The 23,488-nt window shown below is 69.3% G+C and carries 23 protein-coding genes; 15 read left to right on the top strand and 8 right to left on the bottom strand.

Translation table 11 applies throughout. From position 1 onward, the window contains the following. Positions 1-19: 19 nt before the first annotated feature. Positions 20-466: a MarR family winged helix-turn-helix transcriptional regulator gene (locus DFS13_RS31250; RefSeq protein WP_006491051.1), complete on the bottom strand. Its 447-nt coding sequence runs from the start codon at positions 464-466 to the stop codon at positions 20-22. A 538-nt stretch (positions 467-1,004) separates the two neighbouring features. On the opposite strand from DFS13_RS31250, the gene DFS13_RS31260 reads away from it, so the two are divergent. Both DFS13_RS31260 and DFS13_RS31270 read left to right on the top strand, forming a co-directional pair. Beyond that, positions 1,005-2,312: an MFS transporter gene (locus DFS13_RS31260; protein ID WP_006491056.1), complete on the top strand. Its 1,308-nt coding sequence runs from the start codon at positions 1,005-1,007 to the stop codon at positions 2,310-2,312. Positions 2,313-2,604: 292 nt separating this feature from the next. After that, positions 2,605-3,366: a DUF4397 domain-containing protein gene (locus DFS13_RS31270; protein WP_006491053.1), complete on the top strand. Its 762-nt coding sequence runs from the start codon at positions 2,605-2,607 to the stop codon at positions 3,364-3,366. A 63-nt stretch (positions 3,367-3,429) separates the two neighbouring features. On the opposite strand, the gene DFS13_RS31275 is transcribed toward DFS13_RS31270, so the two are convergent. Together DFS13_RS31275 and DFS13_RS40445 are read right to left on the bottom strand one after the other, a co-directional pair. Further along, positions 3,430-3,981: a DUF3005 domain-containing protein gene (locus DFS13_RS31275; protein ID WP_006491052.1), complete on the bottom strand. Its 552-nt coding sequence runs from the start codon at positions 3,979-3,981 to the stop codon at positions 3,430-3,432. Between the two features lie 194 nt (positions 3,982-4,175). Beyond that, on the bottom strand, positions 4,176-4,439 hold the full coding sequence (locus tag DFS13_RS40445; RefSeq protein ID WP_049017396.1) for a hypothetical protein: 264 nt from the start codon (positions 4,437-4,439) through the stop codon (positions 4,176-4,178). 230 nt (positions 4,440-4,669) lie between these two features. Here DFS13_RS40445 and DFS13_RS31290 point away from each other — a divergent pair, with 230 nt between their 5' ends. The 3 genes from DFS13_RS31290 to DFS13_RS31300 all read left to right on the top strand — a co-directional run bounded on the left by DFS13_RS31290 (position 4,670) and on the right by DFS13_RS31300 (position 8,227). Further along, positions 4,670-6,220 (top strand): NCS1 family nucleobase:cation symporter-1, encoded by a 1,551-nt coding sequence (locus DFS13_RS31290; protein ID WP_021033461.1) that lies wholly within the window; start codon positions 4,670-4,672, stop codon positions 6,218-6,220. A gap of 23 nt (positions 6,221-6,243) precedes the next feature. After that, positions 6,244-6,972 (top strand): aspartate/glutamate racemase family protein, encoded by a 729-nt coding sequence (locus DFS13_RS31295; protein WP_006488622.1) that lies wholly within the window; start codon positions 6,244-6,246, stop codon positions 6,970-6,972. A gap of 61 nt (positions 6,973-7,033) precedes the next feature. After that, positions 7,034-8,227: a LysR family transcriptional regulator gene (locus tag DFS13_RS31300; RefSeq protein ID WP_111442546.1), complete on the top strand. Its 1,194-nt coding sequence runs from the start codon at positions 7,034-7,036 to the stop codon at positions 8,225-8,227. Positions 8,228-8,461: 234 nt separating this feature from the next. Here the strand turns inward: DFS13_RS31300 and DFS13_RS31305 are convergent, their stop codons facing one another. Next, positions 8,462-10,033 carry an MFS transporter gene (locus tag DFS13_RS31305; protein ID WP_111442547.1) on the bottom strand — a complete coding sequence of 524 codons (1,572 nt, stop codon included), beginning with the start codon at positions 10,031-10,033 and terminating at the stop codon, positions 8,462-8,464. 100 nt (positions 10,034-10,133) lie between these two features. Here DFS13_RS31305 and DFS13_RS31310 point away from each other — a divergent pair, with 100 nt between their 5' ends. Together DFS13_RS31310 and DFS13_RS31315 are read left to right on the top strand one after the other, a co-directional pair. Beyond that, positions 10,134-11,012 carry a LysR family transcriptional regulator gene (locus DFS13_RS31310; RefSeq protein ID WP_006495905.1) on the top strand — a complete coding sequence of 293 codons (879 nt, stop codon included), beginning with the start codon at positions 10,134-10,136 and terminating at the stop codon, positions 11,010-11,012. Positions 11,013-11,184: 172 nt separating this feature from the next. Continuing rightward, a complete protein-coding gene (locus tag DFS13_RS31315; protein WP_111442548.1) occupies positions 11,185-12,171 on the top strand; it encodes an ABC transporter substrate-binding protein in 987 nt (328 codons plus the stop codon). Positions 12,172-12,193: 22 nt separating this feature from the next. Here DFS13_RS31315 and DFS13_RS31320 read toward each other — a convergent pair whose 3' ends face one another. After that, positions 12,194-12,568: a phage protein NinX family protein gene (locus tag DFS13_RS31320; RefSeq protein ID WP_059722659.1), complete on the bottom strand. Its 375-nt coding sequence runs from the start codon at positions 12,566-12,568 to the stop codon at positions 12,194-12,196. 217 nt (positions 12,569-12,785) lie between these two features. Here DFS13_RS31320 and DFS13_RS31325 point away from each other — a divergent pair, with 217 nt between their 5' ends. The 6 genes from DFS13_RS31325 (at position 12,786) to DFS13_RS31350 (ending at position 18,646) form a co-directional block, all read left to right on the top strand. After that, positions 12,786-13,853, top strand: coding sequence for an ABC transporter substrate-binding protein (locus DFS13_RS31325; protein WP_111442549.1), 1,068 nt, complete (start codon positions 12,786-12,788; stop codon positions 13,851-13,853). Positions 13,854-13,867: 14 nt separating this feature from the next. Beyond that, positions 13,868-14,710 (top strand): ABC transporter permease, encoded by an 843-nt coding sequence (locus DFS13_RS31330; protein WP_048986946.1) that lies wholly within the window; start codon positions 13,868-13,870, stop codon positions 14,708-14,710. Between the two features lie 35 nt (positions 14,711-14,745). Next, positions 14,746-15,561: an ABC transporter permease gene (locus DFS13_RS31335; RefSeq protein WP_111442550.1), complete on the top strand. Its 816-nt coding sequence runs from the start codon at positions 14,746-14,748 to the stop codon at positions 15,559-15,561. A gap of 40 nt (positions 15,562-15,601) precedes the next feature. Then, positions 15,602-16,447 carry an ABC transporter ATP-binding protein gene (locus DFS13_RS31340; RefSeq protein WP_006495911.1) on the top strand — a complete coding sequence of 282 codons (846 nt, stop codon included), beginning with the start codon at positions 15,602-15,604 and terminating at the stop codon, positions 16,445-16,447. A 149-nt stretch (positions 16,448-16,596) separates the two neighbouring features. Continuing rightward, positions 16,597-17,550 (top strand): TauD/TfdA family dioxygenase, encoded by a 954-nt coding sequence (locus DFS13_RS31345; RefSeq protein ID WP_006486182.1) that lies wholly within the window; start codon positions 16,597-16,599, stop codon positions 17,548-17,550. A gap of 148 nt (positions 17,551-17,698) precedes the next feature. Continuing rightward, on the top strand, positions 17,699-18,646 hold the full coding sequence (locus DFS13_RS31350) for a TauD/TfdA family dioxygenase (protein ID WP_111442587.1): 948 nt from the start codon (positions 17,699-17,701) through the stop codon (positions 18,644-18,646). A gap of 45 nt (positions 18,647-18,691) precedes the next feature. On the opposite strand, the gene DFS13_RS31355 is transcribed toward DFS13_RS31350, so the two are convergent. After that, positions 18,692-20,353 carry an ABC transporter substrate-binding protein gene (locus DFS13_RS31355; RefSeq protein WP_111442551.1) on the bottom strand — a complete coding sequence of 554 codons (1,662 nt, stop codon included), beginning with the start codon at positions 20,351-20,353 and terminating at the stop codon, positions 18,692-18,694. 378 nt (positions 20,354-20,731) lie between these two features. Between DFS13_RS31355 and DFS13_RS31365 the strand changes: the two genes are divergently transcribed. Together DFS13_RS31365 and DFS13_RS31370 are read left to right on the top strand one after the other, a co-directional pair. After that, a complete protein-coding gene (locus DFS13_RS31365; RefSeq protein ID WP_006486183.1) occupies positions 20,732-21,139 on the top strand; it encodes a DUF427 domain-containing protein in 408 nt (135 codons plus the stop codon). Positions 21,140-21,352: 213 nt separating this feature from the next. Beyond that, complete coding sequence (locus DFS13_RS31370) at positions 21,353-22,345, top strand: sulfonate ABC transporter substrate-binding protein (protein ID WP_012493243.1); 993 nt, start codon at positions 21,353-21,355, stop codon at positions 22,343-22,345. 4 nt (positions 22,346-22,349) lie between these two features. On the opposite strand, the gene DFS13_RS31375 is transcribed toward DFS13_RS31370, so the two are convergent. Both DFS13_RS31375 and DFS13_RS31380 read right to left on the bottom strand, forming a co-directional pair. Next, positions 22,350-22,934, bottom strand: coding sequence for a putative glycolipid-binding domain-containing protein (locus DFS13_RS31375; protein ID WP_006495916.1), 585 nt, complete (start codon positions 22,932-22,934; stop codon positions 22,350-22,352). Between the two features lie 101 nt (positions 22,935-23,035). Then, positions 23,036-23,461 (bottom strand): outer membrane protein assembly factor BamE, encoded by a 426-nt coding sequence (locus DFS13_RS31380; protein ID WP_006488903.1) that lies wholly within the window; start codon positions 23,459-23,461, stop codon positions 23,036-23,038. Between the last annotated feature and the right edge of the window lie 27 nt (positions 23,462-23,488).

Consider the following 23,488-nt stretch of genomic DNA (forward strand, 5'->3'; position numbering starts at 1 on the left):
CCGCGCCGCGCGTCACCCGTCACGCGTCGCCGTCTTCTTCCATCATCTTGCGCAGCAGGAACTGCAGCGCGACCCGCTCGCCGGGATTGAGCGCGCCATACGTGCGTTCCGTCACCTGCCGCGCGAACGGCACCGTGCGGTCGATCAGCGCGAGGCCGGCCGCGGTTGCGCGCACGATCAGCTTGCGGCCGTCGTTCGGGTCGGGCAACACCTCGATCAGCGCGCGTGTCTTGAGCCGCTCGACGACGCCGCGAATCGTCGCCTGGTCGATTGCGGTCGCCTTGACGATGTCGTTCAGCGAACACGCCTGCCGCTCCTTGACCGCGCACAGCGTCACGAACTGCGCGGCCGTGAGATCCGAATCGGGAATCGCTTCCTGGAAAATCGAAACGTGCCGCTGATACGCGCGGCGCAGCAGATGCCCGACCTGGTCGTGAAAATCGTACGAATCCTTGGAAGACGCCATGAGAGTGCCGGCCCACGCCTGCATGCAAATGAAAGACAAGCAGTGTACACCCTCAAATCGGTGCGACCGGCGACCGGCCGGGCGCGTCATTGCGGTGCATCATGATTCGCGGCATCGCGTGCAAGTCGCGCGTGACGACCGCCCGATCGCGGCGATGCGTCCGACCATCGCATCGGTGCGCCGGCCGGGTCGCGCACCGTCGCAGCGCCTGCCGGACATGCGCTCGCGTGCTGCGGCAGATCTTCGTGCACACACTTCAATTTTGAGTGCATACGCACGAATTTCGTGCATACCTCCCGCGATGAACCGACCTTTTCAGCGCACGCTCCATATCGGCCAAAACCCCTTTGAAAACACGGCCTTTTCTCATGCAAACGCTTGCTTTCCGGCGGACATATCCATGCCTGTGCACTTCGGTATTTTCTAGTGTGTACGCTACGTATTTGACGTGATATACAGACTCCAGTGCGCAGCGGAACGTCCGCTCGCGTCGATCGAGCCACCCATTCATCCGTCACACTCGAACAGGGGCAGTCCCATGTCTACCGCACACCCGAGCGCCGCCGTTTCCCCCGACGACGCGCTGCACGGCACTCTCTATCGCAAGGTCACGCTGCGCCTCATCACCCTCTTCTGCCTGTGTTACTTCGCGGCCTATCTCGACCGCATCAACATCGGGCTCGCGAAGCTCCAGATGCTCGATGCGCTGAAGTTCAGCGACACCGTGTACGGCCTCGGCGCCGGCCTGTTCTTCGCCGGCTACATCCTGTTCGAAGTCCCGAGCAATCTGGTGCTGCAACGCGTCGGCGCGAAGCTGTGGATCGCGCGGATCATGATCACGTGGGGTCTGCTGTCGGGTGCGACGATGTTCGTGCACACGCCGATGCAGTTCTATATCGTGCGCTTCCTGCTCGGCGCCGCCGAAGCCGGCTTCCTGCCGGGCGTGCTGCTGTACCTGACGCAGTGGTATCCCGATGCGCGCCGCGCGCGGATCGTCGCGCTGTTCATGGTCGGCCTGCCGCTGTCGAGCATGATCGGCAGTCCGATCTCCGGCTGGATCATGCGGGCGTTCGACGGCGCGCACGGGCTCGGCGGCTGGCAGTGGCTGTTCCTGCTCGAGGCGCTGCCGTCGGTGCTGCTCGGCTTCGCGGTGCTGCGCTGGCTGCCCAACGGCATCGAATCCGCGCAATGGCTGAACGCCGACGAGAAGCGGGTGCTGCGCGCGAATCTCGACGCCGATCCGTCCGGCAACAAGAGCCACGCGCTCGGCAAGGCGTTCTCCGATCCGAAGGTGTGGGCGCTCGGCTTGATCGACCTGTGCGTGCTGCTCGGCCTGTATGCGGTGAGTTTCTGGCTGCCGACGATCCTGCGCGACACCGGCGTGAAGGACGCGTATCACATCGGCTGGCTGATGGTGATCCCGAACGCCGCCGCCGTGCTCGCCACGCTGTACTGCGGCGCGAGCTCCGACCGCGCGCGCGAGCGCCGCTGGCATATCGTCGTACCGTTCATGGTGTCGGCCGTCGCGCTGGCGATCGCGGCTTCGTCGTCGCACGGCACGCTCGGCACGGTGCTGCTGTTCTCGCTGATCAACGCCGGCGCGGCCGCCGCGATGCCGGTCGTGTGGGCGCTGCCGTCGACGTTCCTGAAGGGCTCGGCCGCCGCCGGCGGCATCGCGTTCGCATGCTCGATCGCGAACCTCGGCGGCTTCGGCAGCACCTATTTCATCGGCTGGCTGCGCGATACGTTCCATTCGCAAAGCGCGGGCTTGTATGGTTTTGCCGCATGCATGCTGGTCGGCTGCGCACTCGCGCTCGCCTACCCGGCCCGGCTCGTGAACCGCTGACGCCTCGCGCCGCGCGCGCGACGCTCCCTTTTTACAACCGCGCCGCTCGCGCGGTCTGCTCCCACGCTCCCCACGTCCTCCCGCGCACGCCGCCATCGCGGCGCGTGCGCGCTGCCTGCCCCACGCCGCCGTGGTTCGCCGGTTTTTGCGCCGCACAGGCACGTCGATTGCGTCATCCCCGCGCCCGCCATCCGGCGGACAGCATCTTCCTTCCAACCGGCGCTGCGCTCCGCGCGGTTCTCTGCGCGGCGGTCCCGCATCGCAATGCAGGTTTCCTGAACGAGAGGACGACATGAAATCAATACGAACGATAGTGGCCCTGTGCTCGGTCATTTCCATGCTCACGGCATGCGGCGGCGGCGACGACGCCGGGACCGTACTCGGCATCTCGAAGCCGCAGGCGCGCTTCATCAACGCGGTGCCGGCCGGCCCGAACCTCGACTACTACCTGAATGCGAAGGTCGATCAGTCGGGTGTCGCCTACAAGGGCGTGACGCGCTATCACGACATCGATTCGGGCACGCAGACCGCGAGCTACGACGTGTCGGGCACGACCTCGACCGTCGCGTCTCAATCGTTCAGCGCGGCGAACGGTCACCATTACACGACGATCGCGCTGCCGAGCACGACGTCGCTGATCTCCGTCATCGACGACCCGTACGACAAGGGGCTGCTGTCGGACAAGGCGCGCGTGCGCAGCTTCAACGCATCGCCGAACGCGCAGAACGTCGACGTGTACGTCGTCGCGCCGGGCACCGACATCACGACGGTCAGCCCGACGATGGCGGGCGCGGCCTACCAGAACGCCGTCCCGGCCACGACACAGGATTCGGTCTACCTGAACGGCGGCACCTACCAGGTGGTCGTCACGACGGCCGGCAGCAAGTCGCCGATCCTCAAGACCGCACCGGTCAACATCGGCAACAACGCCGACTGGCTGCTGCTGACGATCCCGTCGGGCGGGGTCGGCGACGTGACGCCGAACGACATTCACGTGCTCGTCGCCCAGGGCAACGACGCCGATACGTCCGCGCAGGAACTCGGGCCGCAGTAAGGGCCGAAAACGATCGCGGCGGCCGGTGCGCTCGCATCGGCCGCCGCGTGTCGGTCAGCGGTATCAGTCGTCGGACCGTTCGAGGCAGATCACGTGCTCGGCGCGTGTGCCGTCGCCGTGCTCGATATCGACGTCGCCGACATGGCGCACACGCCAGCCCGGCCGCGTCGCGATCTGCGGCATGTTGCCGGACGGCCGGCTCTCGATCCCGCCGAGCCCTTCGTCGGGCGTGTCGACCGCCTCGTCGAGCGACGCGTTCGAATAGATCACGTTGTCCTGCAGCTCCGACGCGCCGGTGCGCGCCTCCATGCCCTTGCCGTCGACGTCGACCGTGTTGTCGGTCATCGCCATGTTCGCGTTGTCGAGCGTGACGATCCGGCCGGCGGCCCGGCGCACCGGATCGCCGCTGTCGACCGCATGCGCGTCGACGTCGATCGCCGGCAGGCCGGTCGGCATCTTCCCGGCGACCGCTTCCGGCGTCAGCGGACGCCGCGCCACCTGCGCGGCCTGGGTCGCCGCGTCGGGCATGTCGCCGGCCGCCGGTGTCTTCACCGGGCTTTTCTCGATCTGTTCCCGCTGCTTTTCCGGGGTAGGGTTCGATTCCGCGTTCTGCATCGCACCTCCTTGCCCGGCCGGCGGACGCCGGCGTCACGCCGTCGCCGCCGGGCCGGAAATCGCTACAACGGTCCTGGCAAATCTTTCATGCGCACGGCCGCGCACGCACGCCGTCCGGCGCGCGTGCCCGCCGGCACCGCACCCGCGCGGCGGACGACGCGCCGCCGCGCCGCCCGCCCGACTACCGGCGCGCGTCAGCCGCCGCTCGCGCCGGCCGGCGCGGAGGCCGCGCCCGGCATGCTCGCGCCGGCGTCGCCGGGGGTGCCGGCCGCCCCGCTGCTCGGCGTGCCCGATGGCGCGGTGGACGGCGCGACCGACATGCCGCTGGCTGCGCCCGAGTCGGAACTGGTCGCGCCGTTGTCGCCCTTCTTCTGGCAGCCTGCGCCTGCCGCGAGGCCCGCGATCAGGATGCCGGCGAAGACGGCTCGCGATACGTGACGAAGTGAATATCGCTGCATGACACCTCCGCTGATGTCGATGTGGATGGAACCCGCTGACTCGCAATTTGCGTGCCGTTCCCCGCCGCCGCGGCCGCCCGCGTTCCATTCGTTTTCCAAATGACGCCCAGCCGAATATTTAATTTCCCATCGTCCGGCCCGCCGCCCATACTCGCGAACAAATCCGAGACATAACGTCCACGGCGGCCGACCGCGCTGCGTACCCACGCAGCCGGTGTCGCGCCCCGCACATGGAAGGAGACAACGGCGTGCAACTGGAAGCCATCCACCGCACGGGCCTCGGGCTCGGCGCGGACGACGCATCGCATCGAACCGACACGGCCGCGCGCGATCCCGCGCTGAGCCCGCGGCTGCATAACCCCGATCTCGCGCCGACCCGGGCCGAGGGCCGGACATGGGGCCGCTACAGCATCTTTGCGCTGTGGACCAACGACGTGCACAACATCGCGAACTACTCGTTCGCGATCGGGCTGTTCGCGCTCGGCCTGTCGGGCTGGCAGATGCTCGCGTCGCTCGCGATCGGCGCGGTGCTCGTGTACTGCTTCATGAACCTGACCGGCTACATGGGCCAGAAGACCGGCGTGCCGTTCCCGGTGATCAGCCGGATGAGCTTCGGCATCTACGGCGCGCTGCTGCCCGCGATGATCCGCGCGGTGATCGCGATCGCATGGTTCGGCATCCAGACCTATCTCGCATCCGTCGTGCTGCGCGTGCTGCTCACCGCGATCTGGCCGGGCCTCGCCGCGTTCGACCAGAATGCGATCTTCGGGCTGTCGACGCTCGGCTGGATCACGTTCGTCGCGATCTGGCTGGTGCAGATCGGTATCCTCACGTACGGGATGGAAATGGTCCGCAAGTACGAGGGGCTCGCCGGCCCGGTGATCCTCGTCACGACGCTGTCGCTCGCCGCGTGGATGTTCAGCCGCACCGGCGGCCAGCTCGCGATGTCGATCGGCAAGCCGATGACCGGCCTGAAAATGTGGACGGAAATCTTCGCGGGCGGCTCGCTGTGGCTCGCGATCTACGGCACGCTGGTGCTCAACTTCTGCGACTTCGCCCGTTCGTCGCCGAGCGCGAAGACGGTGCGCGTCGGCAACTTCTGGGGCCTGCCGGTCAACATCCTCGTGTTCGCGACGATCAGCTTCGTGCTCGCCGGCGCGCAGTTCAAGCTGAACGGCCACATCATCCACAGCCCGACGGAAATCATCGCGACGGTGCCGAACAAGCTGTTCCTCGTGCTCGGCTGCCTCGCCTTCCTGATCGTGACGGTGGCCGTGAACATCATGGCGAACTTCGTCGCGCCGGCCTTCGTGCTGACGAGCCTCGCGCCGCACCGCCTGTCGTTCCGCCGCGCGGGCCTGATCAGCGCGACGATCGCCGTGCTGATCCTGCCGTGGAACCTGTACAACAGCCCGATCGTGATCGTCTATTTCCTGTCCGGCCTCGGTGCGCTGCTCGGCCCGCTGTACGGAATCATCACGGTCGACTACTGGCTGGTGCGCAAGCAGCGCGTGAACGTGCCCGATCTCTACACCGAAGCGCCGACCGGCGCCTACTTCTACACGCGCGGCGTGAACCGCAAGGCGCTCGCGGCGCTCGTGCCGTCCGCGCTGATCTCGATCACGCTCGCCGTCGTACCGGCCTTCAGCGCGATGACGCCGTTCTCGTGGCTGCTCGGCGCCGCGATCGCGGGCAGCGTGTACTGGCTGCTGGCCGATCGCACACGGCACTACGAAGAACGTTCGGGCGAGCACATCGCGGTCGCCTGCGCGCAACACTGATACACACGCATACGGAGTCAGCAATGAGGATCCTGGTAGTCAACGTCAACACGACCGAGTCGATCACCGATGCGATCGCCGCGCAGGCGCAGGCCGCCGCGTCGCCCGGCACGGAGATCGTCGGGCTGACGCCGCGCTTCGGCGCGGAGTCGATCGAAGGCAACTTCGAGAGCTACCTCGCGGCGATCGCCGTGATGGATCGCGTGTTGAGCTACGACGAGCCGTACGACGCGGTGATCCAGGCCGGCTACGGCGAGCACGGCCGCGAAGGGCTGCAGGAACTGCTGACGGTGCCCGTCGTCGACATCACCGAAGCGGCCGCGAGCGTCGCGATGCTGCTCGGCCATCGCTACTCGGTCGTCACGACGCTCGACCGCACGGTGCCGCTGATCGAGGATCGCCTGAAGCTCGCCGGGCTCGATGCGCGCTGCGCGTCGGTGCGCGCGAGCGGCCTCGCGGTGCTCGAACTCGAGGCGCACCCGGCTCGCGCGATCGAATCGATCGTCGGCCAGGCGCAACGCGCGGTGAAGGACGATCACGCGGAAGTGATCTGCCTCGGCTGCGGCGGGATGGCCGGCCTCGACCGGCAGATCGAGGAATGCACGGGTGTGCCGGTGGTCGATGGCGTGTCGGCCGCGGTCGCGCTCGCCGAGTCGCTGGTGCGCCTGAAGCTGAAGACGTCGAAGGTCCGCACGTATGCGCCGCCGCGCCCGAAGCGGATCGTCGGCTGGCCGGGAACCTTCGCAAAATGACGGGCCGCCGGCCGGTGGCCGCATCGTGCGGCCGCCTCGTATCGCCGGGAGGCGGATCGGCATGCCGGACCCGCTAGACCCGACCGCGCTGCGCCGCGGCGCGTCCGACGCCACGGGCGCGCTCGACGTGCTCGATGCACGGCTGATGCGCATCCTGCTCGTGCTGCTGACCGAGCGCACCGTGTCGCGCGCGGCCGTGCGCCTGAACATGTCGCAGCCGGCGACGAGCGCCGCGCTCAAGCGCCTGCGCACGCTGCTCGGCGATCCGCTGCTGGTGCGCAGCCGCTACGGGATGGTGCCGACCGAGTTCGGCGCGCGCTTGATCGAGCCGCTGCGCAACGCGCTGCGCGTGATCGACTTCATCCGCATCCAGCAGCCGACGTTCGACGCGCGCACGTCGGTGCGCACCTACCGGATCGGCTGCCCCGACTACCTGAACGTGCTGTTCGTGCCGAAACTCGTCGCGCTGTTTCGCGAGCGAGCGCCGAACGCGCAACTGGTGTTTCATCCGCTCGGCGACGGGTTCGACGACGAACGCGCGCTGGCGGACGGCGAACTCGACGTCGTGATCGACAACCGGCCCGCACGCCAGTCGCGCTTCCGGCAGGACGACCTGTTCGACGACCGCGTCGTGTGCCTGATGCGCGCGACGCATCCGCTCGCGCGATGCGGCGCGATGACGGCCGCCGGATTCGCGGCGGCGCCGCAGCTGTGCCCGACGCCGTCGTGGCTCGAAGCGTCGGGCGCGATCGACCGGCAGCTCGAACGCGTGGGCCTGCAGCGGCGCATCGTCGTCACGCTGCCGCACTTCGAACTGGCCGCGCACGCACTGGTGCGCGCCGACCTGATCCTCACCACCACGTACCGGCTCGCGCGGCACTACGCGAAGCTGCTGCCGCTCGCCGCGGTCGCGCTGCCGGCCGAGCCGCCGGATATCGTGTACCGGATGACGTGGAACGAATCGGGGCCGTGCGCGGAAGGCGTTCGCTGGCTGCGCGGGCTGATCGCCGAGGCGACGCGCGCATGGCTTGACGCCGAGGCGAGGCTGCCTGCGGTCGCGGCGGTCGCGGCGGTCGCCGCCGTATCCACTTCCGGGCCCGATGCGGACACCGCGAAAACCGCGCCGGCCGCCGCCGAGCCGCCCGAACCCAGCCGGCGCACGCGCCGCAGACCGGCCCCGCATTGTCATGCGTCGCATCCGGCGCGCGTCGCGCACGCGGCACGCATCCACCGCACCGCGACGAAGTCGCACTGACCGGCACCGCACCCGGGCCGGCATGATCCGCTCGGCGGCCGCATGTCAGACCGGTCCTGTTCACCCGCGCCGTGCCGAATCGTCGGGATGACGCGTCGAACCCGTGTCGGTGGACGTCGCATCGCGAACGCCGGTGGCCACTCGATCGAATCACCGGCAGCGACACGATCGCCCCGAACGTCGACAAACAGCAGGATCGTGCGCGACGTTGCGCATGCTTCACATCGTTTCACATCACGTGCCTTCGCGCATCGGTTGCGTCAGCAACTTGTATGCAACGACGGCCGCAACCAGCGCCAGCACGCCGCTCACCGTGAGCGCATCGGTGAAGCCGCTCGCGAACGCGACGGGCGCCGCCCGCGCGAGGGTGCCGGCAGCGGCCGGCGGCACGCGGCCGAGCGCCTGCGCCAGATCGCCGGCCAGCAGGCTCGACATGAACGGCTCATCGGCGAATACGCGCAGGCCAGGTGTCGCGGACAGCAGGCGGTCGAGCCGCACATGCGTGCTCGCCGCCAGCACCGCGCCGAGGACGCCGACGGCCGTGACGATCGCCGAGAAGCGCGTCGTCGTGCTGATGCCCGACGCCATGCCGGTGCGATGCGGCGGCACGCACGCCATGATCGCCTTCTGCGTGTCGCCGTTCATGATGCCCGCGCCGCACCCCGTCACGAACATGCCGAGCGCGACGAGCCGGTAGTCGCCACTGGCCGTCAGCGCCGCGGTCGCGAGGTTGCCGGCGCCGATCAGCGCGAGCCCGCCCGCCAGCACGCCGCCGGACGACACGCGCGCGGCCAGCGCCGCGCCGAGCGACGGACCGGCGATCATCGCGAACGCGAACGGCAGCATCCCGAGCCCCGCGTCGATCGCCGACATCCCGAACGCGTTTTGCAGGTACAGCGGCAGGAACGTCATCATCACCTGCGCGCACGCCGCGTAACCGAACATCGCGAGCACGGCGCCAACGAAGCGCGGCTGGCCAAACAGCGCGAGATCGATCATCGGCCGCGCTTGCCAGCGCTCCGCTCCGACGAACGCCGCCAGCAGCGCGGCCGCGAGCGCGAGCCGGCCAAGCGTCGCGCCCGACAGCCAGCCGTGCGACGGCGCACCGATCAGCGCGCCGATCGCCCAGGCGAGCGCCGCGCCGAACAGCAGGCTGCCGGCCGCATCCACGCGTTTCGCATGCGGATCGTTCGATTCGTCGATCGCGACGCGCGCACCGGCCGCCAGCAGCAGGCAGACGGGCAGGTTCAGCAGGAACACCCAGCGCCACCCGATCCATTGCGTGATCGCGCCGCCGACGAGCGGCGCGATGGCCGTCGCGATTCCCATGCACATGCCCCAGATCGCCCACGCACGGGCCCGTTCGCGGCCGTCCGGGAAACGGTTCGCGATCACTGCGAGCGCCGCGGTCAGCAGCAGCGCGGCGCCGCCGCCCTTCACCGCACGCGCGGCGATCAGCCAGCCGGCCGACGGCGCGATGCCGCAGCCGAGCGACGCGACAAGGAACAGCGCGAGCCCCGTGAAGAGCATCCGCTTGCGTCCGAAGCGGTCGGCGAGCCCGCCGGCCGGCAGCAGACACGCGGCGAACGCGGTCATGTACGCGCTCACGACCCATTCGATATCGGCGAAGCTCGCATGAAAGCTGCGCGCGATGCTCGGCAGCGAGACGGCCACCACGTTGGTGTCGAGCACGATCAGCGAGCAGGTCGCGGATGCGACGGCGAGCGTCGCGGCGGCAGGCAGGCGGGTGCCCGTGCGCGGGACGGCAGCCGCGCTCGTGCGCGACGCCGGTGAAGACTGGGACATCCGGCACTCCGGAACAGGATGAGCGAGCCGTATGCTAGGCTTGTCCCGTATTGCCTGTCATTGACACTTCAATGCTGTTTTATTGACGAAAATTGCAACCATGGACCGGCTCGAATTCCGTCACGTGCGGGCGTTCCTGAGCGTCGCGCAACATCTGCATTTCGCGCGCGCGGCGGAGGCGCTCGACATGGCGCCGCCCGCGCTCACGCGGCAGATCCAGGAAGCCGAGCGGGTGCTCGGCGTGCGGCTGTTTCACCGGTCGCGCCGGGCGGTCACGCTGAGCGCCGCCGGCGAGGCCTATCTCGCGGAAGCGCGCGCCGCGGTCGAGCATCTGCAACGCGGCCGCGAACTCGCCGCGCTGGCCGAACGCGGCGAACTCGGCCGGATCGAGATCGGCTATGTGTCGTCGGCCGTGTATTCGGGCACGCTGCAGCGCACCGTCGGCGCATTTCGCACCGCTCACCCGCGCATCGAGCTGAACCTGCGCGAAGTGCCGATGGACGACGTCGCGAACCAGCTCGACGCCGGCCGGCTCGACCTCGCGTACGTGCGCCCGCCGCTCGCGCTGCCCGGCGGCCTGCGGATCGTCACGCTGCAGCGCGACGTGTTCGTCGCGGCCGTGCCCGCCGATTCGCGCTACGCGGCGATGGCCGCCGTGCGCGCGGCGGACCTCGCCGACGCGCGCTTCGCGGTGCCCGAACAAGAATTCGGCACGCTCGAAGTCGCGCGCCGCGGCCGCTTCGCGCCGGTGGTCGCCGCGCGGCCGGGCGGCCTGCTCGCGGTGCTCGCGTGCGTGTCGGTGAACGGCTGGGTCGCGGTGATTCCCGACGCGCTCGCCGGTTGCGTGTCGCTGCCGGGCGTCGTGTACCGGCCGATCGCCGGCAAGCCGATCATGTCGGAACTCGCGCTCGCGCACCGGCGGTTCGAAAAGGCGCCTGCGGTGCGGGCATTCCTGCGCACGATGCCGCCGGCCGCGTAAAGCGCCCGCGCAAGCGTCCCGGGCGTCCGGGCGTCGGGTCGACGCCGGCCGCACCGGCGCCCGCCGCGCGAATATGCATTTCACGATTCGATGTTTGTCGGCCGGAAACCGATTCCGTAACCTGCCCGGCAGCCGCGCGGCCCGCGCGCGGATCACCGAGGACACACCGCCGATGCCCCACGCTTCCGCCCCAGCGCGCCGCCGCGCGCTGCAGCGCCTTGCCGCCCTCGCCGCCGCGCCGCTCGCGGGCGGCCTTGCCCTGCCCGCCCGTGCGGCCGGCGCCGATCTGTCGGGCGTCACGCTCGTCCTCGGCGACCAGGCCGGCGGCCTGCGCGCGCTCGCCGAAGCGGCGCGCGTGCTCGACGGCACGCCGTACCGGTTCCGCTGGGCCAACTTCCAGGGCGCCGCGCCGCTGTTCGAAGCGCAGCGCGCGGGCGTGATCGATCTCGCGCCGGCCGGCGACCTGCCGGTCCTGACGGCCGCGCTCGGCGATCCGTCGTTGCGGATCGTCGCGACGCGCGTCGGTTCGCCGGCGTCGCTCGGCATCGTCGTGCAGCCCGACTCGCCGGTTCGCGCCGTGGCCGACCTGAAAGGGCAAACCGTCGTCGTATCATCGGCGCGCGGCAGCATCTCGCAATACCAGCTGTATGGCGCGCTGCGCGAACACGGGCTCGCGCCACGCGACGTCGACGTGCGCTTCGTGCTGCCGGTCGACGCGTTCGCCGCGTTCGAGGCGAAGCGGATCGGCATCTGGGCCACGTTCGATCCGTACTACGGGCATGCGGTGCGCCGCGGCGCGCGCATCGTCCGCGACGGCAGCGGCATCAATTCGGGGCTCGCGTTCCTGACGTCGCCGGTCGAGACACTCGACGATCGCGGCAAGCGCGCGGCGCTTGCGGACGTGCTCGCGCGGCTCGCCCGCGCGGGCCAATGGGCGCTCGCGCACCCGGCCGACTACGCGAGCGTCTATGCGTCGCTCACGCGCCTGCCGCCCGATGCGGCCACCGACATCGCGCGCCGGGCCGCGCTCGCGCAGCGCAGCCTCAGCGGCGCCGACATCGAGGTGTTGCAGCGCGTCGCCGATCGCGCGGCGGCGGACGCGATCCTGCCGCGCCGTGTCGACGTTGCATCGATTGCCATCCGGCAGGTGTCCGCGTGAGCGATGCGGCGCGAGGATGCGCTCAGCGCGGCCGCGCCATATCGAGATCCGGCACGTCGTCGCCGAACGTCGACGCGACGAGCGTGCGCATTGCGGCGATCAGCAGCGTCGGCCCCGACTGGTTGAACGTGCAGCGCTCGCCCGCGGCCGGCACCGCGCGGTGCAGCACGGCACGCCACGCGCCTCGCCCGCCGTCGCGCTCGAACCCGGCAAACGGCAGCCGCTCGACGATCGGGCCGCCGTCCGCCCAGGACGATGACGGCGCGAACGGTGTCGGGACGCCGCCCGGTTCGCGGATCACCGTGCAATGCGACGTGTCGACGCGGGGGGCGACGAGGTCTTCCGCCATCGCTACCCAGTAATCGAGCGGCGCGCCTGTCAGGTCCTGCACTTGCATGACCGTCTCCGTATGACGTTGTGTTGAACGACATCGTAGCCGTTGTCCGCACAGCCGCAAGGACTGCTCCCATGCGCGACAGGGTTTCGTCCGCCGTCGCGCCGCGATAAGCATAGTTCAAATCGTTTCTTGTCGGCCCCAGGCACGTCATCGAGAATGCTTCGACGGACCGCCCCCGGCACCTCCGCCCAAAACGTACTCCTGACCGATCGATTCCATGCTTCCACTGCGCCTGCTGCGATCGCTGCTGATCGCGTCCCTCGTTGCATTGCCGGCCGCCGCCGCGCACGCCGACAAGCCCACCACCCTGCGTATCGGCGTTGCCCAGCAAGGCGCCGGCGATCCCCCCACCTTCGGCGGATCGAGCGCCGCCACCGTGCAGTTGCAACAGCTCGTCGAGAAGGAATTCGCCGCCGACGGCGTCAAGGTGCAATGGCTGTTCTTCAAGGGCGCGGGCCCGGCCGTCAACGAGGCGATCGCCAACAAGGCGCTCGACTTCGCGTACCAGGGCGACCTGCCCGCCGTGCTCGCGCGCTCGAACGGGATCAAGACGCGCCTGCTGCTCGCCGCGAGCGTGCGCTCGGGCATCAAGATCGCGGTGCCGCCCGACTCGACGATCCGCTCGATCAAGGACCTGAAGGACCGCCGCGTGTCGATCTTCCGCGGCACCAACCTGCAGCTCGTCGCCGACAACGCGCTCGCGAAGAACGGCCTCGGCGAACGTGACCTGCGCGTGATCAACCTCGACGCCGCCAGTTCGCTCGCCGCGCTCGCGTCGAAAGGCATCGACGCGTCGGTGGGCGACTACGCGCTATACAAGCTGCGCGACGCGGGCCTCGCGAAGATCATCTACGAATCGCAGAACGACGGCCCGCAGCTGACGCGCCAGACCCACCTGCTCGTGCTCGACGATTTCGACCGCGCGCATCCGGACATCGTGCAGCGCGTCGTCACCGCGTTCGTGAAGGGTGCGCAATGGTCGTCCGACGAGGCGAACCGCGATGCGCTGTTCAAGCTGTGGGCAAAAAGCGGCGTGCCGTATTCGTCGTGGCAGGACGACTACGCGAACCAGCGCCTGAAGGACCGCCTGTCCCCGCTGATCGACCCGTTCGTCATCGCGCGCTACAAGGCCGTCGCGCAGGATGCGCTGAACCTGAAGCTGATCCGCCAGCCGGTCGACGTCGACGGCTGGTTCGAGCCGAAATATCTCGACAATGCCTTGCGCACGCTGAAGCTCGAACACTACTGGCAACGTTACGACGCGGCCGGCAAGCCCCTCTCCTGACCCGGACCGCCCCGATGAGCGACACCGCGTTTCCCGTCCCGTCGTCCGAATCGCCCGCGCTCGCCGTGCCGCCGCGCCGCGCGGCGGCGCTGCGACGACTCGCGTGGCAGCTCGCACCGTGGGCGCTGCCCGCGCTGCTGTTCGCGCTATGGAGCGTCGGCAGCGCGCGCGGCTGGATCGCGCCGCAGATCCTGCCGCCGCCCGAACGCGTGGTCGACACGCTGGCCGACCTCGCATCGAGCGGCGATCTCGTGCGCCACACGCTGATCAGCCTGCAGCGCGTGCTCGTCGGCTTCGCGGCCGGCACGCTGCTCGGCGTGTCGCTCGGCGTCGCGCTCGGACTGTCGCGCACGCTGGAAGCCTACGTGCTGCCGAGCTTCAACGCGCTCGTGCAGATTCCGGTGCTCGGCTGGCTGCCGTTCCTGCTGCTGCTCGTCGGCGTCGGCGAACCGCTGAAATACCTGCTGATCGCGCATGCGGCGCTCGTCCCCGTCACGCTGAGCACGTTGCAGGGGTTTCGCCAGACGCCGCCCGCGCTCGACGAAGTCGCGCGCGGGTTCGGCTACACGCGCCGGCAACGCATCCTCCACGTCGTGCTGCCGGCCGCGATTCCGACGCTCGCGACCGGCGTGCGGCTCGCGTTCACGAAATCGTGGCTCGCGCTCGTCGTGGTCGAACTCGTCGCGTCGTCCGAAGGGCTCGGCTACCTGATCGTGTACGGGCGGCAACTGTTCCAGCTCGATCTCGTGATGGCGGCCGTGGTCGTGGTCGGCGCGGTCGGCCTGCTGATCAACCGGGCGCTCGACGCACTCGAAGCGCGCCTGCGCCGCGGCGTGCCGTCCGCGTTTCGCGGTTGAACCGGTCCGCCCGACCAATCGAAGGAGAGTCGCCCGTGCCCCACGCCGCCACGCCGTCAACGACACCGCCCGCCACGCCCGCCCGCCGCCTGCATGCATCCGACTGGCGCGGCTTCGTCCTGCCGCTCGCCGCATTGGCGTGCTGGTGGGCCGTCGCTTCCGCCCATCTCGTGAAAAGCGGCCTGCTCGTCGGTCCCGCCGACGTGCTGCACACCGCGTGGGCGCAGGCCGCGAGCGGCGCGCTCGGCCGTGCATTGTCGGCATCGCTCGCGCGTGAAGCGTGCGGGTTCGCGATCGGCGCGACGGGCGGGCTGTTGCTCGGCGCCGCGCTCGGGCTGTCGCGCATCGCCGCGCGAATGGTCGGCCCGAGCTTCGACACGTTCAAGCAGATCTCGCTGTTCGCGTGGATTCCGCTGATTTCGGTGTGGTTCGGGCTCGGCGACGTCGCGAAGGTCGTGTTCCTGTCGCTCGCCGCGCTGCTGCCCGTCGCCGCCCATACCTGCGACGGCATTCACGCAGTGCCGCGCGCGTATGTCGATGTCGCTCGCGCACTGCGCTACTCGCGGCTCCAGCTGATCCGCCACGTGATCCTGCCGGCCGCGCTGCCGTCGATCTTCACCGGCCTGTATCTCGGCCTGATCTATTCGTGGCTCGCGACGCTCGGCGCCGAGTACCTGCTCGTCGCCGGCAGCGGGATCGGCAACACGCTGATCGACGGCAGCGAGCAGTTCCGGATGGATCTCGTGCTGTTCGGGATCATCGTCGTCGGCGTGACCGGCTGGGCGCTGAACGCGACCGCGCGCGCGCTCGAACGCAAGGTGCTGGCCCGGCGCGGCGACCTGCCCCGTTGAGCGTCCTTTTTCTTCCTGTCGCCCTCTTCCCCGGACCGCCATGACGACCCTCGCCTCCGATTCGCTCGACATCCTCCATGTCAGCAAGCACTACACGCAGCGCGGCACGACGCTCGCCGTGCTCGACGACGTCTCGCTGCACGTGCGCGCCGGCGAATTCGTCACGATCGTCGGCGCCAGCGGCTGCGGCAAGTCGACGCTGCTGCGGCTCGTCGCCGGACTCGATACCGATTACACGGGCGAAATCCGTGCCGGCGACGAACGCGTGCGCGACACGTCGCTGCAGCGCGGCATCGTGTTCCAGGATCACCGGCTGTTCCCGTGGCTGACCGTCGAACAGAACATCGGCGCCGCACTGCGCAACGCACCGCTGGACCCGGCCGCGAAACGGCGCGCGGTCGCGGAACACATCGCGCTCGTCGGGCTGAACGGCTTCGAGCACGCGTTTCCGAACCAGTTGTCGGGCGGGATGGCGCAGCGCGTCGCGATCGCGCGCGGCCTCGTGAACCGGCCGCGCGTGCTGCTGCTCGACGAGCCGTTCGGCGCGCTCGACGCGCAGACGCGCGCGAAGATGCAGAACGAACTGCTGCGCATCTGGGAACAGGAACGCATCACGATGATGCTGGTCACGCACGACGTCGACGAAGCGGTCTATCTCGGCGACCGCGTCGTCACGATGGCGCCGCGTCCGGGCCGCATCGCGCGCATCGTCAACGTCGCGCTGCCGCGCCCGCGCCGGCGCGATTCATTGGAATTCGCGCGCTTGCGCGACACCGTGCTCGCCGATTTCGACGACGGCGAGCCGCCGGGCGACGACGCGTCGGGCGGCACGCGCATCGACGCGGCGCGCCCGCACCGGATCGGCGAATGGCGGCTCGCGTGGTAGCGACGCGACGCGCGCGCCTTGTTCAGCAGGACGACACATATCGTTCATCGCAGCGCGCACGCTAAGGTTGTGACGATTCATCGGTTCCGGTTCCGCGCGGTCCCTGCTTGAATGGAGATTCGACCGACCCCGACTCCAGGAGACTCCCGATGTCCGAAGTCCAGCACGCCGCTCCGTCGTTTTCGCCCGCTTCGCATGCCGCACCGCGCCCGGCCGCCGTCCCGCTCCAGCTTCGCCAGGTCGCCGGCCGGATCGGCGCCGAAATCGCCGATGTGCGGCTGTCGGCCACGCTCGACGATGCGACGTTCGACGCGATCCAGGCCGCGCTGCTGCGCCACAAGGTGCTGTTCTTCCGTGGCCAGCACCATCTCGATGACACCGCGCAGGAAGCATTCGCCCGCCGCTTCGGCGACACGGTCGCGCACCCGACCGTGCCGTCCGTCGACGGCAGCGCGGCCCTGCTCGAACTCGATTCCGCGCACGGCGCACGAGCCAATTCGTGGCACACCGACGTGACCTTCGTCGACGCGTACCCGAAGATCTCGATCCTGCGCGCGGTCGTGATTCCGCCATTCGGCGGCGATACCGTCTGGGCCAACACGGCCGCCGCGTACGCGCATCTGCCCGACCCGCTGCGTGCGCTCGCCGACACGCTGTGGGCGCTGCATACGAACGCGTACGACTATGCGTCGACGCACGTGCATGCCGACGATGCGCAACTGAAGCGCTACCGCGAAGTGTTCACGTCGACCGTCTACGAAACCGAGCACCCGGTCGTGCGCGTGCATCCGGAAACCGGCGAGCGCACGCTCGTGCTCGGCCACTTCGTGCAGCGGCTCAAGGGGCTGTCGGCGCAGGATTCCGCGCATCTGCTGCAGGTGTTCCACGAGCACGTGACGCGCCTCGAAAACACCGTGCGCTGGAACTGGCGGGAAGGCGACGTCGCGATCTGGGACAACCGCGCGACCCAGCACTACGCGATCAACGACTACGGCGATGCGCGCCGCGTCGTGCGCCGCGCGACCGTTCACGGCGACGTGCCGGTCGGCATCGACGGACGCCGGAGCGTCCTGCTGAAGGGGCCGGGCGCCACGCTGCAATAACGTCCACGTCCCGCGGCGGCGCCCTTTCCCGCGCCGCCGCGCCATTTCCCTGGAGGACACCCGCGATGAACCGCACGCCACCTGACCGACGCCTGCACGCGCAACGATGTCGTCCGTCTCTCCCGTTCACAACCGCCACGTGCGTCGCATGAGCGCCCTACTCGAACCCGCCGCCCAGCCGGTCGACGTGATCCCGCTGTCCGCCCATATCGGCGCGGAAATCCGCGGCGTCGACCTCACGCAACCGTTGACCACGCCGCAGATCGCGGCGATCCGCGCCGCGCTGCTGAAATGGCGCGTCGTCTTCTTCCGCGAACAATTCCTCACGCACGAGCAGCATGTCGCGTTCTCCGCGCAGTTCGGCGAGCCGACGGTCGGCCACCCGGTGTTCGGGCACGTCGACGGCCATCCGGCCGTCTATTCGATCGCGAAGCATCGCAAGGCGACGCGTTTCGAAGGCGAACCGGTGCGCCGGCCCTGGACCGGCTGGCACACCGACGTGACGGCCGCCGTGAATCCGCCGTGGGCGTCGATCCTGCGCGGCGTGACGATCCCGCCGTACGGCGGCGACACGCACTGGACCAACCTCGTGCGCGCGTACGAAACGCTGTCCGCGCCGCTGCGCGGCTTCGTCGATACCCTGCGCGGCATCCATCGCTTCACGCCGCCGCCCGGCGCGCGCGCGACCGGCGCATTCGACGACGCCGTCGAGCGCCGCCCGCTCGTGACCGAGCATCCGCTCGTGCGCGTGCATCCGGAAACCGGCGAACGCGCGCTGTACGTGAGCCCGAGCTTCCTGAAATCGATCGTCGGGCTGACGCCGCGCGAGAGCCAGGCGCTGCTCGAACTGCTGTGGGAGCACGTGACGCGGCCGGAATTCACGATCCGCTTCAAATGGGAGCCGCGCAGCATCGCGTTCTGGGACAACCGTGCGACCGCCCATCTCGCGCCCGTCGACATCTTCGATCTCGACTTCGATCGCCAGCTGTATCGCACGACACTGATCGGCGACGTGCCGGTCGGCCCCGACGGCCGGCCGTCGGTCGCACTCGAAGGCACGCCGGTCGAGGCCGCGGCCGCCGTCGCACTCAACTGACGCGGCGAACGCCGGCGCGTACGAACGCGCCGGCCCCCACTTCCGTCAATCGAGCCACACGCCGTCGAACCGGTGCCCGCCGAGCGGCGAGAACGTCAGCCCGTGTACGCGCTTGGAGATCGGCAGCGACACGATCGACGTCGCGATCGGCGTGAACGGCACCTGGTCCTTGAACACCACCTGCGCCTGCTCGTACAGCGCCGTGCGTTTCGCGACATCCGCGTTCGAACGCGCCGCCGTCACGAGCTGCTCGAAGTCCTTGTTGCACCACTTCGCGAGATTGCTGCCGTGCACCGCGTCGCAGCCGAGCAGCGTGCCGAGCCAGTTGTCGGGGTCGCCGTTGTCGCCCGACCAGCCGTACAGGATCGCGTCGTGCTGACCGTCGTGCTTCGCGCGGCGGTTGTACTCGCCCCATTCGTAGCTGACGATCTTCGCGCGCACGCCGATCTTCGCCCAGTCCTGCTGGATCAGTTGCGCCATCAGTTGCGCATTCGGGTTGTACGGGCGCTGCACGGGCATCGCCCACAGCGTCAGGTCGAAGCCGTTCGGAAAGCCGGCCTGCGCGAGCAGCGCCTTCGCGGCGGCCGGATCGCGCGGCGCATCCTTCAGGCGCGGGTTGTACGACCATTGCGCGGGCGGCATCGGGTTCGTCGCGACCGTCGCGTCGCCGTTGAACACGGTCTTGATGATCGCCGTCTTGTCGATCGCGATGTCGAGCGCGCGCCGCACGTCGACGCGATCGAGCGGCGGATGCTGCGTGTTGTACGCGACGAACCCGACGTTGAAGCCCGTCCCCGAAAACAGCGTCAGCCTCGGGTCGCGCCGCACCGTCTCGAGATCGGCCGGCCGTGGAAAGACCGACACCTGGCATTCGCCGGCCACGAGCTTCTGCAAGCGCGCGGCGGGATCGGGCGTGATCGCGAACACGAGGCGCGCGAGCTTCGCGTCGTCCGGTTTCCAGTAGTCGGGATTCGCGTCGTAGCGGATCAGCGCATCCTTCTGGTACGTGCGCAGCAGGAACGGCCCCGTGCCGACCGGGAACTGGTTGATGTCGGACTCGCGATGGCGCGCGGCGAGCTGCCCCGCATATTCGGCCGACAGCACCGACGCGAACGCCATCGCGAGATTGCGCACGAACACGACGTCGGGCGACTTCAGCACGAAGCGCACCGTATAGTCGTCGACCTTCTCGATGCGCTCGATGTTGCGGTCGAAGCCGAGATCGCTGAAATACGGGAAGCTGACCGGATAGGCCTTGCGGAACGGATCGTCCGGGTCGAGCATCCGGCGGAACGTGAACACGACGTCGTCGGCCTGGAACGGTCGCGTCGGCGTGAACCACGCGGTGGTCTGGAACTTCACGCCGCGCCGCAAATGAAACGTGATCGTGCGCTGGTCGGGCGACACGTCCCAGCTCGTCGCCAGCGACGGCACGAGGTCGAGCGTGCCGCGCTTGAACTGCACGAGCCCGTTGTAGATCGTGTACGTGCTCGCATCGAAATCGGTGCTCGTCGTGTGCTGGCCGGGATCGAAGCCGGCCGGGCTGCCTTCGGAGCAGTACACGAGCGTCTTGCCGGCGGGTGCGGCGAGCGCGTGCGTCGCGGCGCCGGCCAGCAGCAACGACGCGGCGACGCCGCGAAGCACGGCGCCGGCATGCGGTACGCCGCGCGTACGGCGCGCGGCTGACGAAACGAAAGGATTCTTCATGGTGGCGGATGGAAGCAAGGGCTGTCATGCGAATGACGACCGCCGATCTTCGCGCGCCTCCCGCCGATCGCTTACCAATTAATTCCGCGTTGCTTATCGTCGCCGATGCATCCCGCTGCCGCTGCATCGAAAAGTCCATGCGAGCGGCGCATCCATGCCGAACACGGCCACGGGCCGCCCGGGCACGCGCATCGAAACTGTCGAAACCGTCGCGACCATTCGCGCGCCACCGCATGGCCTTCCGGCCCCCTGCAGGTTCTCCGGAATGGGTGCATCGTATCGGTTGGCCGACGCCGACACCCGCGCGCGGGAATCCGCCCCGCGCGCACGTGCCGGCACGGCGCGTCCGTGCGCGCCGCCCTTTCTGGAGGAACCACGATGCCGCTCAGCCCCGATACGCCCTCTCGTCCGGTGAAATCGCCGGGCCCCGATCATCCGATCCTGATCGAACCGCACTCGTCCCGCGTGATCGTGAAGGTGGCCGACAAGGTCGTCGCCGATACGCGCCACGCGCTGGTGCTGCGCGAGGCCAGCTATCCGGCGGTGCTGTACATTCCGCGCGAGGATGCCGACATGTCGCTGCTGCAACGTACCGACCACGCGACGTACTGCCCGTACAAGGGCGATTGCGCGTACTACTCGATCCCCGCCGGCGGCGAACGCTCGATCAATGCCGTGTGGACGTACGAGCATCCGAATCCGGCCGTCGAATCGATTCGCGGGCACCTCGCGTTCTACCCGGATCGCGTCGATTCGATCGAGGAACGCCTGCTCGTCAGCGAGTGAAGACGGTCGCGCCCGGCTCCACCGCGGGCCGGTATCGTGCGCCCGCTGATTTGCATATCAGCATTCGTTGGTTGGCCGCGGGCCCGCGCGGCCGTATCGTCCTGAATCCGGCGCGGGCCGGCCCGTTGCGTGCGTCGCCCGCATCCGGCCCGGTCCTGCGCCGGCCGCGCCGCCCCCGCGCGCGGTCCGTGAACCCGCACGCAGGACATTCCGATGAACGACACCCCGCACGCAGACCTTGAAACGAATCCGGCGAACCCGCGCCGCCGCCAGTGGCTGCACGGCGCGGCCGCCGGGCTGGCCGGGCTCGCGCTCGGCCCGCTCGCGGCCGTGCCCGCGCGGGCCGAGGCCAGCGGCACGCGGCTGCGCATCGGCTTCCAGAAATACGGCAACTTCGTCGTGCTCAAGGCACGCGGCACGCTCGAGAAGCGTCTCGCGAACCAGGGCGTCACCGTGCAATGGCTCGAATTCCCGGCCGGCCCGCAACTGCTCGAAGGGCTGAACGCCGGCGCGATCGACGTCGGCACGGTCGGCGAAACCCCGCCGATCTTCGCGCAGGCCGCCGGCGTCGATTTCGTCTACATCGGCAACGAGCCGCCCGCGCCGCAGGGCGAGGCGATCGTCGTGCTGCCCGATTCGCCGATCCGCACCGTCGCGCAACTGCGCGGCAAGAAGGTCGCGTTCAACAAGGGCTCGAACGTCCACTACCTGCTGGTGAAGGCGCTCGAGCATGCGGGCCTCGCGTACGCCGACATCCAGCCCATCTATCTGACGCCGGCCGACGCGCGCGCCGCGTTCGTGCAGCGCAGCGTCGATGCGTGGGTGATCTGGGATCCGTATCTGGCCGCCGCCGAACGGCAGCTCGGCGCGCGCGTGGTCGCGAACGGCGACGCTCTCGTGCGCAACACGCAGTACTACCTCGCGGCGCGCAAGTACGCGGCCGCGCATCCGCAGGTGCTGCGCGCGCTGCTCGACGAAGTCGACGCGGTCGATCGCTGGGCGCGCGATCACGTGCCCGAGGTGGCCGCGCAACTGTCGCCGCTCGTCGGCCTCGACGCACCGACGCTCGAAGTCGCGCTCAAGCGCGCCGGCTACGGCGTGCAGCCGATCACGGACGCGACGGTCGCGTACCAGCAGAACATCGCCGACGCGTTCAGCACGCTGAAGCTGATCCCGGGCAAGCTATCGGTGGCAAGCGCACGCTGACGCGTCACGATGCAGGCGTCGCGCCGATGCGCCGCCATTCGTCGTAGTCGGTGACGAGGCCCGCGTCGTCGGTTCCGATATCGGCCGCATACGTGCCGCTCTCGTAGCGATACACGTGCGGCGCCGTGCGCGCATAGCGCTGCTCGCCGCGTACGATGTCGAAACCGGGGAAACGCAGCCACGCGGTGCGAATCTCGGCCGACTCGCCGACGGCGAGCGCCAGCCGCCGGATCGGCAGCGTATTGGTCGACGGACTGAAGCCGAGATCGATGTCGGTTGCGCCCGCAAGCATCGGCGCCTCGACGCCGTCGATCGTCCACTGCCCGGCATCGCAAGCGATGTCCCATTGCCGTGGCGGCGCCGTGCCGGTCCACCGCGTCACGCGCGCCGAACGGGTGAGCCAGTCGGCACCGCATGCGATCGCGTAGTCGATCCGGAACGGCGTGCCGTCGAGCGCGCCCGTCACCGCCCCCGACAGCGCGATGCCCGTTTGCGACTCGTCGAGCCGGCACCATTCGGCCGCCTGCCACGTCTGCACGATCTGCCATGCGACGCAGTGCGTGCGTCGAGATTCGTTCCGTTGCGTCATATCGCCTCCTGGCGGTCGGGCAGGAGCCGATTGTCGCTCATCGTGCCGATGAACACACGCGGCTTCGCCGACCGCTCTCCCCGGGGCAAGACGGACGAGACTCAGCCGGCTCCCGTCGCGGCCACTTCCGCGCAGCTTTCGGGTTTCCACAGGAACGTACGCGCCACGCGGTCCTGATCGAACAGCACCTTGTACTGGCACTGAACGGGGCCGCTCTTCGACGGCAGATGGAACAGGTAGTCCCACTCGCGCACGCCCATCAACCCTTCCGAGAAGTGCGGCGTGCCGAGCAGCGCATAGAGCTGCGTCTTGTTCATTCCGGCACGCACGCTGCGCAGGTTGTCGAGATTCGGCCATGCACCGTCGTTCACGCCGGCGTGGCTCACGTCCGGAAACACGGGCTGGTCGGTCGTGCCTTCCGGCTTGACGGTGCTGAGACTGCCGCAGCCCGCAACGACAGCGGCAACACAGACGGCCACCGTCGCGCGAGCGGCCTGGATCGTTACGCGAATGCGCAGGTTTTGCATGGATGGCTGGATTCCGGTGTGATGGAT

The organism is Burkholderia sp. 28_3 (genome assembly GCF_003253915.1).
Taxonomy (GTDB): domain Bacteria; phylum Pseudomonadota; class Gammaproteobacteria; order Burkholderiales; family Burkholderiaceae; genus Burkholderia; species Burkholderia cenocepacia.